Here is an 11693-nt window from a genome sequence, read left to right as displayed (position 1 = left end):
TAGGAGTGTAGCTCAATTGGTAGAGTGCCGGTCTCCAAAACCGGAGGTTGAGGGTTCGATTCCCTCCGCTCCTGCCAATAAGCTAAACAGTATATTATGAAAAACCCGATAAAATTTATCCAAGAAGTTAAACAAGAAGCCTTTAAAGTTTCTTGGCCTACCGGAAAAGAGACAATGCAAGGTGCATTAATGGTATTTGCTATGGCAGTTATTATGTCTCTTTTCTTTTTGCTTCTTGATCAAGTACTTAAATTTTTATTGGAAGCTTTACTAAAGGTAAGTATTTAATGAAAAATTGGTATATTGTTCAATCACACTCAAATTTTGAGAATAAAGTTGCTGGATTAATTAAGGAAGAAGCTGAAAAAGCAAAAATTTCTGACAAAATTGAAGAAATTGTTGTTCCAACACACGATGTAACAGAAGTAAAAAGAGGAAAGAGAATTCAGAGAAAAAAGAAATACTTTCCTGGTTATGTTTTGATTAAAAGTGAAATGGATAATGATCTTTATCATTTAATTAAAAACTTAAAGCGTGTGAGTGGGTTTTTAGGTTCAAAGGGCATTCCTGTTCCTGTTTCAGATAAAGAAATAGAAAAGATTTTAGGACAAATAAAAGATGGTGTAGCTCAGCCAAAATCTGGTATAGAATACAGCATTGGTGAAAAAGTTCAGGTCGTTGACGGTCCTTTTGCATCATTCAGCGGTATGGTTGAAGATATAGATGAAGAGAAATCAAGACTTAAGGTTTCAGTTTCAATATTTGGAAGACCAACACCAGTTGATTTAGAATATAACCAAGTAGAGAAAGCAAGTTAATGGCAAAAGAAATTAGTGGATATATAAAGTTACAAATTATGGGTGGCCAAGCCAATCCAGCACCGCCAGTTGGTCCTGCGTTAGGTCAACGTGGAATTAATATAATGGAATTTTGTAAAGCTTTTAACGATAAAACAAAAGCATTTGCTGGAAAACCAATTCCAGTAGTTATCACAGTATATAAAGATAAAAAATTTGATTTTGAAATTAAATCACCGCCAGCATCACATTTTATTAAAGAAGCTGCTAAACTTAAAGGTGGATCTAAAGAGCCAGGCAGAAGTATTGCTGGATCAATTACAAAAAAACAAGCAGAAGAAATTGCAACCCAAAAGATGAAAGATCTTAATGCTCACGATCTTGAGCAAGCGGTAAAAATTATTGCAGGATCAGCAAGATCAATGGGGATAGAGGTTAAAGACTAATGCCATCAAAAAGATTTAAACAATTACCTGAAAAAACAAAAGATTTAACTGCTGATGTTATTGAAAATTTATTAGCGACTGTTAAAAAAAATTGTACTACAAAATTTGATGAATCAATTGACTTGAGCTTTCAAGTGAACAACAAACAAAAAAAAGGTGAAGTAAATATTAGAACTGTAGTTAACTTACCTGGTGGAACAGGTAAGAAAGTGAAAGTAGCTGTTGTTTGTGAGGATACAAAAGCCAAAGAAGCCAAAGATGCTGGCGCTGATATAGTTGGTAGCGATGAATTTATTGATAAAATTAAAGCTGGTGAACTTAATTTTGAAAAATTAATTTGTACACCAGGTATGATGGTTAAATTATCTAAGCTTGGAAAAGTTTTAGGTCCAAAAGGATTAATGCCTAACCCAAAATTAGGATCAGTTTCAGAGGACATTAAGCAAGCTGTAACAAATGCTAAATCAGGACAAGCAGAAATTAGAAACGATAAAGATGGAAATATTGGTGTAAGTATAGGCAAGAAATCTTTCCATGATGATCAATTACTTAAAAATTTTCATGCTATTTTAGATACTTTAGAAAAAGAAAAAGGAAACCTAACTTTAAAAGGTGACTTAATAAAAAATACTTTTATAACGTCAAGCATGGGTGTTTCGTATAAAGTTAAATTAGGAAAAGCTATATAGTTATGATGAACAAGGAACAAAAAAAGAATTATATTAGTGAAATGGAAACACAGTTTCAGAATAATGAAGCTGTAATGGTAACTCACTACCAAGGACTTACAATGTCTCAACTTGATGAACTTAGAGCGCAAATGAGAGAACATGGCATTAAGTTCACTATAACAAAAAATAGAATTACAAAAATTGCACTAGAAAAAACTAAGTGTAAGGAGCTATCAAATTTATTTACAGGCGCTACTGCAGTTGCTTTTTCTAATGACGCGATAATATCAGCTAGAATTTTATCTAAATTTGCCAAAACAAACGAAAGTTTGAAACTTTTAGGTGGAATTATGGGTAATGAGGTATTAGACCAAGCTGCAGTTCAAAATGTAGCAAATTTACCAACACTTGATGAAGCAAGAGCTAATCTTGTCGGAATTTTGGCTACACCAGCATCAAAATTAGTAAGTATTTTACTTGCACGATCCGAAAAAATGAGTAGTTTGAGCCCAGAAAATTCTTAAAAAACAACCTAAAGAGTAAAAAAAAATATGCCTGATCTAAACAAAATTATTGAAGACTTATCAAGTTTAACTGTCGTTGAAGCAGCTGAACTTTCAAAACAGCTTGAAGAAAAGTGGGGTGTTACAGCTATGGCTGCAGCAGCACCAGCAGCAGCAGCAGGCGGTGCAGCTGAAGAAGCAAAAGATGATTTTACAATCATGTTAATTTCTGCAGGTGATAAAAAAATTAATGTTATTAAAGAAGTTAGAGCAGCAACATCTTTAGGTCTTAAAGAAGCAAAAGATTTAGTTGAGGGTGCACCAAAAGAAGTTAAGTCTGGTGTAAACAAAAAAGATGCTGAAGAGATCAAGGCTAAGTTGGAAGCAGCTGGCGCAAAAGTAGAACTTAAATAAATTAATTAGAAAGATTTCATAACTGGTTAATTTATTAATCAGCGATTAGTAATAAATGCAATTATCTTTTACTCAAAAGAAAAATGTAAGAAAAAGCTTTGGAAAGCTTGCGGAAACTTTATCTATTCCAAATTTAATTGAAGTTCAAAAAAATTCATACAAACAACTTACTGATTTTGACAGTGAAGCTGGAGATTTATCAAAAGGATTTGATAGAGTTTTTAAAAGTATTTTTCCGATAGAAGATTTAAATGATAAAGCCACATTAGAATACGTTTCTTATAGACTTGAAAAACCAAAATTTGATACTGAAGAATGTATTCAAAGAGGATTATCTTTTACGTCAGCACTAAAATGTACTTTAAGATTGGTTGTTTACGAAATTGACCAAGAAAACAATACTAAAGATATTTTATCTGCCAAAGAGCAGGAAGTTTATATGGGTGAAGTACCTATGATGACTGATAGTGGAACTTTTATAACAAACGGTGTTCAAAGAGTTGTTGTAAACCAAATGCACAGAAGTCCGGGTGTTTTCTTTGATCATGATAAAGGCAAATCACATGCAAGTGGTAAATTATTATTTAATTGTAGAGTTATTCCTAACAGAGGATCTTGGTTAGATTTAGAATACGATGTTAAAGATTTTTTATATTTCAAGATTGATAGAAAGAAAAAAATATTTGCTTCAACTCTTTTGATGGCTTTAGGTTTAACTAAATCAGAAATAGCGGATGAGTTTTATGATAAAGACACTTATTCATTTGATGCAAAAACAGGTAAATGGAAAACAAAATTTAATCCTGAAAATTACAAAGCAAAAAATTTTTCTGAAGAAGTTACTGATGCTAAAACAGGAAATGTTGTAATTAAGCTTGGGGATAAAATTAATTTTTTAACTGCTAAAAAGTTAGCTTCAGATGGGCTTAAAGACATTCTTGTATCTCAAGAGTCTTTAATTGGAAAATATTTGCATAATGAAGTTAAAGTTAGTGATGATGAAGAAGAAGGTACTTTTGGAATAGGTACAGAGTTAAATGACACCATTATTAAGCAAATTTTAGAGGCTAACATTAGCTCAATTGAAATTTCTATTACTAATTCTATTAATAAAGGACCTTATTTATTAACAACTATCTTAAATGATAAAAATAATTCAAAAAATGATGCAATTACTGAAATTTACAAGGTTTTAAGACCAGGTGAACCGCCAACAGTTGAGATAGCTACACAGATATTTAATAACCTATTCTTTAGTTCAGATAGATATGACCTTTCTGATGTTGGTAGAGTTAAGATGAACTCGAGACTTAACCTTGAGTGTTCTGATAAAATTACAATTTTAAGAAATGACGACATAATTGCTATCGTTCATAAAATGTTAGATTTACGAGATGGTAAAGATGAAGTTGATGATATTGATCATTTGGGCAACAGAAGAGTAAGATCTGTTGGTGAACTTGTTGAAAACCAAGCGCGTATTGGTGTTTACAGAATGGAAAGAGCGATTAAAGAAAAAATGACAACTCTTGATATTGAATCAGCAATGCCACAAGATTTGATTAATGCAAAACCATTAACAGTTTCTCTTAAAGATTTTTTTGTTAGTTCACAACTTTCTCAATTTATGGATCAAACAAATCCATTATCAGAAATTACACACAAAAGAAGAGTTTCAGCTTTAGGACCAGGTGGATTAACTAGAGAAAGAGCTGGATTTGAAGTACGTGACGTTCACCCAACTCACTACGGAAGAATTTGTCCAATCGAAACGCCTGAAGGACCGAATATTGGTTTGATTAATAGCTTATCTACTTATGCTAAAATTAATAAATATGGTTTCATTGAAAGTCCTTATAAAAAAGTTCTAAACGGTGTAGTTCAAGATAAAGTTGAATATCTTTCAGCGATGGAAGAAACAAAATATACAATTGCTCAAGCTAATGCAAAAATAGATAAATCTGGAAAAATTTTAGAAGAACTTGTTCCTTGTAGAGAAAATTTGAACTTCGTTTTGTCAAATCCAAGTAAAATTGATTATATTGATGTTTCACCTAAACAGTTAGTTTCTGTCGCAGCCTCTCTAATCCCTTTCTTAGAAAATGATGATGCAAACAGAGCTCTAATGGGATCTAACATGATGAGACAAGCGGTTCCTTTATTAAAACCAGAGTCTCCTTTAGTTGGTACTGGAATTGAAAGTGATGTTGCTCTTGATTCAGGTGTAACTATTGTTGCTAGTCGTGATGGTATAGTAGATAAAATTGATGGAAAAAGAATTGTAATCAAAGCAACTGAAGAAACGGATTTCACTAAATCAGGTGTGGATATTTATAACCTGCAAAAATTTAAAAGATCAAACCAAAATACATGTATTAACCAAAAACCACTTGTTAGAGTAGGTGATAAAGTTAAATCAGGAGATATTATTGCTGACGGACCATCTACTAAACTAGGTGAGTTAGCACTCGGAAAAAATGTGACAGTAGCATTTATGCCTTGGCAAGGTTACAATTTTGAAGACTCTATTTTAATTTCAGAAAGATGTGTCACGGATGATGTATTTACATCAGTTCATATTGTTGAATATGAAGTTATGGCTAGAGATACAAAATTGGGTGAGGAAGAAATCACTAGGGATATTCCAAATGTAAATGAAGAAGCCCTAAAAAACCTTGATGAATCTGGAATTGTTTATATTGGCGCTGAAGTAAAAGCTGGCGATATATTAGTTGGTAAAGTTACACCTAAAGGAGATTCAGCATCTGGACCTGAGGAAAAATTATTAAGATCTATTTTTGGTGAAAAAGCAATCGATGTAACTGACACATCATTAAAGATGTCTCGAGGAAGCAGTGGAACGGTTGTTGATGTTAGAGTATTTAATAGACATGGTATAGAAAAAGATGAAAGATCTATTACAATTGAAAGAGCAGAAATTGATACTGTTCAACAAGACAAAATTGTAGAGGAAGAGATTCTAGAAAGAAGCATAAAACAAAGAGCTAATCAAATTTTATCAGGAGCTTCTTTAACTAAAAAAATAAAAGATTTAGACGAAGGTACCAAACTTGATCTTGAGACAATTAATAAAATTAATATTAACGATGTATTCAAAATAACAGTAGGCAATGTTAATGATGAAGCGAGTATTGCTCAATTAAAAGATCAATACAATCAAGCAAAACAAGATATTCAAGAAAGATTCGAAGATAAGGTTTTAAAGATTAGAAGTGGTGATGATTTATTACCAAGTGTTATGAAAATGGTAAAAGTTTTTGTTGCGATTAAAAGAAGATTAAGACCAGGTGATAAGATGTCGGGTAGACACGGAAACAAGGGTGTAGTCAGTAAAATTGTCCCTGTTGAAGATATGCCTTATAGGGAAGATGGAAGACCTGTTGACATTGTATTAAATCCACTTGGAGTTCCAAGTCGTATGAACGTAGGTCAAATCTTAGAAACTCACCTTGGTTGGGCTTGTAAAGAATTTGGTGAAGAAGTTAAAAGATTGGTTAATGAAAATAATAAAAAATTTGAAAAAACTGAAAAAATTTCATCATTCCTAAAATCTGTTTATGGTAAAGAAGTGTTTGATGGTGGAATTGATAAATTAAACAAAACTGAATTTTCAGATTTATGTGAAAACTTACAAAATGGTATAGCTATTTCAACTCCAGTATTTGATGGAGCTAAAGAAAAAGATGTTTCTGAAATGCTTGAGTTAGCAAAATTACCCACTTCAGGTCAAACTAATTTATGGGATGGTAGAACAGGTGAAATGTTTGATAGACCTGTAACTGTTGGTATTATTTATATGCTTAAACTGCATCACTTGGTTGAAGATAAAATTCACGCAAGATCTACTGGTCCTTATAGTCTTGTTACACAGCAGCCATTGGGTGGTAAAGCACAACTTGGTGGACAAAGATTTGGTGAAATGGAAGTGTGGGCTCTTGAAGCGTATGGAGCTTCGTACACATTACAAGAAATTTTAACAGTCAAGTCAGATGATGTTGCTGGAAGAGTTAAAGTTTACGAAACGATTGTTAAAGGTGAAGAGAATTTTGAGTCAGGTATTCCAGAGTCATTCAACGTTCTAGTTAAAGAAATTAAATCATTAGCACTAAACATAGAGTTAAATTAAATATGAAAAAAGAATTAACAGATTTATTTAAAAATAGTGAAGTTTCTGAAGCACAAAATTTTAATAGCATTAAAATTACTTTAGCTAGCCCTGAAAAAATTAAATCTTGGACATATGGTGAAATTAAAAAACCTGAAACTATTAACTATAGAACTTTTAGACCAGAAAAAGATGGTTTGTTTTGTGCTAGAATTTTTGGACCGATAAAAGATTACGAATGTTTGTGCGGTAAGTACAAGCGTATGAAGTTTAGAGGTATTATTTGTGAAAAATGTGGAGTTGAAGTTACAAAATCCAATGTAAGAAGAGAGAGAATGGGTCACATAAACCTTGCTACTCCTGTTGCACACATTTGGTTTTTAAAATCTTTACCTAGTAGAATTTCATTAGCCGTTGATATGAAGTTAAAAGAAGTTGAAAGAGTTCTCTATTTCGAAAACTTCATAGTTATCGAGCCTGGTTTAACTGGTCTTCAAAAAAATCAATTACTTAACGAAGAAGAATTAGCAAAATACCAAGACGAATTTGGTGAAGAGTCATTTGAAGCTGGTATTGGAGCTGAAGCAATTTTATCTATTCTTAAATCAATGGATCTTGAGCTTGAAAGAAAGCTTTTAATTAATACAATTAAAGAAACAAAATCAAAAGTTAATGAAGAAAGATCAATTAAAAGACTTAAATTGATCGAGTCATTTATTGAAACTGGTCAAAAGCCAGAATGGATGATTTTAACTGTAATACCAGTTATACCACCTGAATTAAGACCTTTAGTTCCATTAGATGGTGGACGATTTGCTACATCAGATCTTAATGACCTTTATAGAAGAGTTATAAACAGAAATAATCGTCTTAAGAGATTAATGGATTTAAAGGCTCCAGATATCATTGTTAGAAATGAGAAAAGAATGCTTCAAGAATCTGTTGATGCATTATTTGATAATGGTCGTAGAGGAAGAGTAATTACTGGAACTGGTAAACGTCCACTCAAATCTTTAGCAGAGATGCTTAAAGGTAAACAAGGTAGATTTAGACAAAACTTACTAGGAAAAAGAGTAGATTATTCAGGAAGATCTGTAATTGTTGTAGGGCCAGACCTTAAATTGCATGAATGTGGTTTGCCTAAGAAGATGGCTTTAGAATTATTCAAGCCATTCTTGTATGCTAGATTAAATAAACTAGGATTAGCTTCTACAATCAAACAAGCAAAAAAATTGGTAGAAAAAGAAACTAATGCTGTTTGGGATGCATTAGAACTTATTGTGAGAGAACACCCAGTTTTATTAAACCGTGCACCAACACTTCACAGACTTGGAGTTCAAGCTTTTGAACCTAAGTTAATTGAAGGAGATGCAATTGAACTTCATCCTTTATGTTGTGCAGCCTTTAATGCTGACTTTGATGGTGACCAAATGGCTGTTCACGTTCCTCTAAGTTTAGAAGCTCAACTAGAAGCAAGAATTTTAATGTTATCAACAAATAACATTTTAAGTCCATCAAACGGTAAACCTATAATAGTACCAAGTCAGGATATGATCTTAGGTCTTTACTATTTATCTCAAGCGCCTTTTCAAACTGAAAAGCCAGATGGTTACTTCATAAATAATGATGAAATTGAACATGCGTTATCTACAGGTCAAATAAAAGTTCACTCTACTATTGTTTCTAGATTTGAAACATTAGATGAGAAAGGCAACAAAAGAGTTGAAAAACACACTACGACTGCTGGAAGATTCTTATTAGCTAATTTACTTCCAAAACATAAAGATATTACTTTTTCAATGATTGATAGATTGCTTCCTAAAAAAACTGTTTCAGAGATTATTGATAGTGTTTTTAGATTTTGTGGTCAGAAAACTACAGTTATATTTTGTGATCATTTAAAAGATTTAGGTTTCAAACACGCATTTAAAGCTGGTATTTCTTTTGGTAAAGATGATTTGGTTATTCCTGTAAATAAAGGACAACTAATTGAAGATACTAAAAAATTAATTGCAGATTATGAAAATCAATATTCAGAAGGTTTAATTACTAGAGGTGAAAAATATAACAAAGTTGTTGATGCTTGGTCAAAATGTACAGATAAAGTTGCTGGTGAAATGATGAGAGGTATTTCAGCCACTGAAAGTACTCCTGATGGCATGAAAATTAACTCAGTATTTATGATGGCAGATAGTGGAGCCAGAGGTTCAGCTGCACAAATGAAACAGTTGGCTGGTATGAGAGGTCTTATTGCAAAACCATCTGGTGAAATTATCGAAACTCCAATTATTTCTAACTTCAAAGAAGGTTTAACTGCACTAGAATATTTTAACTCAACACACGGAGCCAGAAAAGGTTTAGCTGATACAGCCCTGAAAACTGCAAGCTCGGGTTATTTAACAAGAAGACTTTGTGACGTAGCTCAAGATCTTACTATATCTAAAATTAAGTGTGATAATCCAGGGTTTATTGAATTAGCAGAAATTTTGGAAGGTGGAAATGTTGTTGTTAGTTTATCAGAAAGAGCACTTGGTAGAGTTACAGCTTTTGATGTAAAAAATCCAATTACAGGTGAAGTAGTTATTAAAAAAGAAACAATGATTGATGAAGCTGGTTGCGATAAAATTGATGCAGCTGGTGTTAAATTTATCAAAGCTTATTCAGTTATGACTTGTAGCTCTAAACTTGGTGTTTGTGCTACCTGTTATGGAAGAGATTTATCTAGAGGAAAAATGGTTCATGTTGGTGAGGCAATTGGTATGATTTCAGCACAATCAATTGGTGAACCAGGTACGCAATTAACAATGAGAACCTTCCACGTTGGTGGTACTGCTTCTGTTAAACAAGAGTCTCAGATCGTAACGAAAACAGCTGGAACTTTAAAAATTATAAACTCAAACCTTTTAGAAGATTCTAAGAAAAATCTAATTGTAATGGGAAGAAATACTCAATTATCAATTGAAGATAATAATGGAGTTCAAGTTGCTGTTTATAAGGTTGCTTACGGCTCGAAATTATTTTTCCAGAATGGTGATAAAGTTAAAGCAAATGAAAAAATTTGTGAATGGGATCCTTATACAACTCCAGTTATCGCAGAGAAAAGTGGTATAGCAGGTTATGTAGATTTAATTGATGGTGTTTCAATTCAAGAAACAACTGATGATGCAACAGGAATTTCATCTAAATCTGTTATTGATTGGAGAGCTCAATCTAAAAACACAGATTTGAAACCAAGAATTACTTTAAGAGATGATAAAGGTAATGTTATTAAAAAAGCTGACGATAATGAAGCCAGATATTATTTAGTTCCAGATTCAATTCTTTCAGTGAAAGATGGTCAAAAAATATTTGCTGGTGACATAATAGCTAGACTTCCAAAGGAAACTACTAAAACAAAAGATATTACTGGAGGATTACCTCGTGTTGCAGAATTGTTTGAAGCTAGAAAAGCAAAAGATAGCGCAATAATTGCAGAAAATGATGGCCAAGTTTTATTTGGTAAAGAAGTTAGAGGAAAACAAAGAATTTCGATCCAACCAGATAATGGTGAACCCTCAAATTATCTAATTCCAAAAGGTAAACATATTAATTTTAACCAAGGTGAAAAAATAAAAAAAGGTGAGTATCTTTTAGATGGACAACCGTTGCCCCATGATATTTTAAGAATACTTGGTATAAAAGATTTAACAGAATACTTTGTTAACCAAGTACAAGAAGTTTATAGGTTGCAAGGTGTAATTATTAACGACAAACATATCGAAACGATATTAAGACAAATGCTTAAAAAAGTTGAAATCAAAGAGTCTGGCGACTCGTCTTACTTACCTGGTGAAATGATTGACAGAATTAAGTTTGATAATACAAATGAAAAGTTAGTTGCTGAAGGAAAAAATCCAGCATCTGGTGAAAGAGTTTTAATGGGTATTACTAAAGCTTCACTTCAAACTGAATCATTTATTTCTGCTGCTTCATTCCAAGAAACTACTAGAGTTTTAACTGATGCTGCTATTAAAGGTAAAGTTGACCCATTAAATGGCTTAAAAGAGAACGTTATTGTAGGTAGATTAGTTCCAGCAGGAACAGGTCACATTAAGAATAAATGGAATAAGAATGCCATTGATGCTGATAATAAATTCTTAGCTGAGCAAGAGAAAATCGAGCCTTTAGAGGCTTCAGAAACTCCAGCAAATTAATAAAAAAAACACGTTTAACTTGTAGTTTTAGTTTGACAATCAGAGATTTAATAGTATTTTGACGCTGTTTTTGGTTGGAATGTAGTACCTACTTTGCGGAACTAAACGCTGCCACAAAATAACCTGTCAGTTATTTTCACTCAAAAATATATTAATTAATTAAAAAAATTTATGCCAACTATTAACCAGTTGTTAAGAAAAAAAAGAATTAAACCTGTTGCTAGGAATAAAGTTCCTGCACTTCAGAAACAACCTTTGAAGAGAGGCGTTTGTGTAAAAGTTTACACAACAACTCCTAAAAAGCCCAACTCAGCATTAAGAAAAGTTGCCAGAGTTAGACTATCTAATGGTTTTGAAGTTACAGCTTATATTGGTGGTGAAGGTCATAATTTACAAGAACACTCAGTTGTTTTAATTAGGGGCGGTCGTGTAAAAGATTTACCTGGTGTTCGTTATCATATCCTTAGAGGAAACCTAGACACACAAGGTGTTGCAAATAGAAAGAAACGTAGATCTTTGTATGGAACTAAAAAAGGTAAATAA

9 protein-coding genes and 1 tRNA gene are annotated in these 11693 nt (G+C 32.4%); all 10 read left to right on the top strand.

Annotation, left to right across the window (positions count from 1 at the left end; all coding sequences use genetic code 11):
- Nucleotide 1 precedes the first annotated feature (1 nt).
- Nucleotides 2-77: transfer RNA gene (locus tag AC5SL4_RS03695), tRNA-Trp, on the top strand.
- Nucleotides 78-96: 19 nt separating this feature from the next.
- Nucleotides 97-288: a preprotein translocase subunit SecE gene (gene secE / locus AC5SL4_RS03690; protein ID WP_006996799.1), complete on the top strand. Its 192-nt coding sequence runs from the start codon at nucleotides 97-99 to the stop codon at nucleotides 286-288.
- A complete protein-coding gene (gene nusG / locus AC5SL4_RS03685; protein WP_006996800.1) occupies nucleotides 288-818 on the top strand; it encodes a transcription termination/antitermination protein NusG in 531 nt (176 codons plus the stop codon). The genes secE and nusG overlap by 1 nt, the downstream gene beginning before the upstream one ends.
- Nucleotides 818-1243, top strand: coding sequence for a 50S ribosomal protein L11 (gene rplK / locus AC5SL4_RS03680; RefSeq protein ID WP_006996801.1), 426 nt, complete (start codon nucleotides 818-820; stop codon nucleotides 1241-1243). The genes nusG and rplK overlap by 1 nt, the downstream gene beginning before the upstream one ends.
- The gene (gene rplA / locus AC5SL4_RS03675) at nucleotides 1243-1932 is read left to right on the top strand and encodes a 50S ribosomal protein L1 (RefSeq protein WP_011282160.1); all 690 of its coding nucleotides are present in this window, start codon (nucleotides 1243-1245) and stop codon (nucleotides 1930-1932) included. Before rplK ends, rplA begins: the two co-directional genes overlap by 1 nt.
- Nucleotides 1933-1937: 5 nt before the next feature.
- Nucleotides 1938-2438: a 50S ribosomal protein L10 gene (rplJ, locus tag AC5SL4_RS03670; RefSeq protein WP_006996803.1), complete on the top strand. Its 501-nt coding sequence runs from the start codon at nucleotides 1938-1940 to the stop codon at nucleotides 2436-2438.
- Between the two features lie 27 nt (nucleotides 2439-2465).
- Nucleotides 2466-2831 carry a 50S ribosomal protein L7/L12 gene (gene rplL / locus AC5SL4_RS03665; RefSeq protein WP_006996804.1) on the top strand — a complete coding sequence of 122 codons (366 nt, stop codon included), beginning with the start codon at nucleotides 2466-2468 and terminating at the stop codon, nucleotides 2829-2831.
- 55 nt (nucleotides 2832-2886) lie between these two features.
- Complete coding sequence (rpoB, locus tag AC5SL4_RS03660; protein WP_494587089.1) at nucleotides 2887-6978, top strand: DNA-directed RNA polymerase subunit beta; 4092 nt, start codon at nucleotides 2887-2889, stop codon at nucleotides 6976-6978.
- A 2-nt stretch (nucleotides 6979-6980) separates the two neighbouring features.
- Nucleotides 6981-11150: a DNA-directed RNA polymerase subunit beta' gene (gene rpoC / locus AC5SL4_RS03655; protein WP_494587087.1), complete on the top strand. Its 4170-nt coding sequence runs from the start codon at nucleotides 6981-6983 to the stop codon at nucleotides 11148-11150.
- Between the two features lie 171 nt (nucleotides 11151-11321).
- Nucleotides 11322-11693, top strand: a complete 372-nt coding sequence (gene rpsL, locus AC5SL4_RS03650) for a 30S ribosomal protein S12 (RefSeq protein WP_006996807.1) — start codon at nucleotides 11322-11324, stop codon at nucleotides 11691-11693.

This window comes from Candidatus Pelagibacter sp. PS_02, from assembly GCF_059418065.1.
The sequence above is the reverse complement of the archived record's forward strand: the minus strand, read 5'-3'. Positions and strand labels throughout refer to the sequence as shown.

Coding starts and splice junctions, on each gene's coding strand:
- secE (WP_006996799.1), top strand. CDS start 97: ATGAAAAACCCGATAAAATTTATCCAAGAAGTTAAACAAGAAGCCTTT.
- nusG (WP_006996800.1), top strand. CDS start 288: ATGAAAAATTGGTATATTGTTCAATCACACTCAAATTTTGAGAATAAA.
- rplK (WP_006996801.1), top strand. CDS start 818: ATGGCAAAAGAAATTAGTGGATATATAAAGTTACAAATTATGGGTGGC.
- rplA (WP_011282160.1), top strand. CDS start 1,243: ATGCCATCAAAAAGATTTAAACAATTACCTGAAAAAACAAAAGATTTA.
- rplJ (WP_006996803.1), top strand. CDS start 1,938: ATGAACAAGGAACAAAAAAAGAATTATATTAGTGAAATGGAAACACAG.
- rplL (WP_006996804.1), top strand. CDS start 2,466: ATGCCTGATCTAAACAAAATTATTGAAGACTTATCAAGTTTAACTGTC.
- rpoB (WP_494587089.1), top strand. CDS start 2,887: ATGCAATTATCTTTTACTCAAAAGAAAAATGTAAGAAAAAGCTTTGGA.
- rpoC (WP_494587087.1), top strand. CDS start 6,981: ATGAAAAAAGAATTAACAGATTTATTTAAAAATAGTGAAGTTTCTGAA.
- rpsL (WP_006996807.1), top strand. CDS start 11,322: ATGCCAACTATTAACCAGTTGTTAAGAAAAAAAAGAATTAAACCTGTT.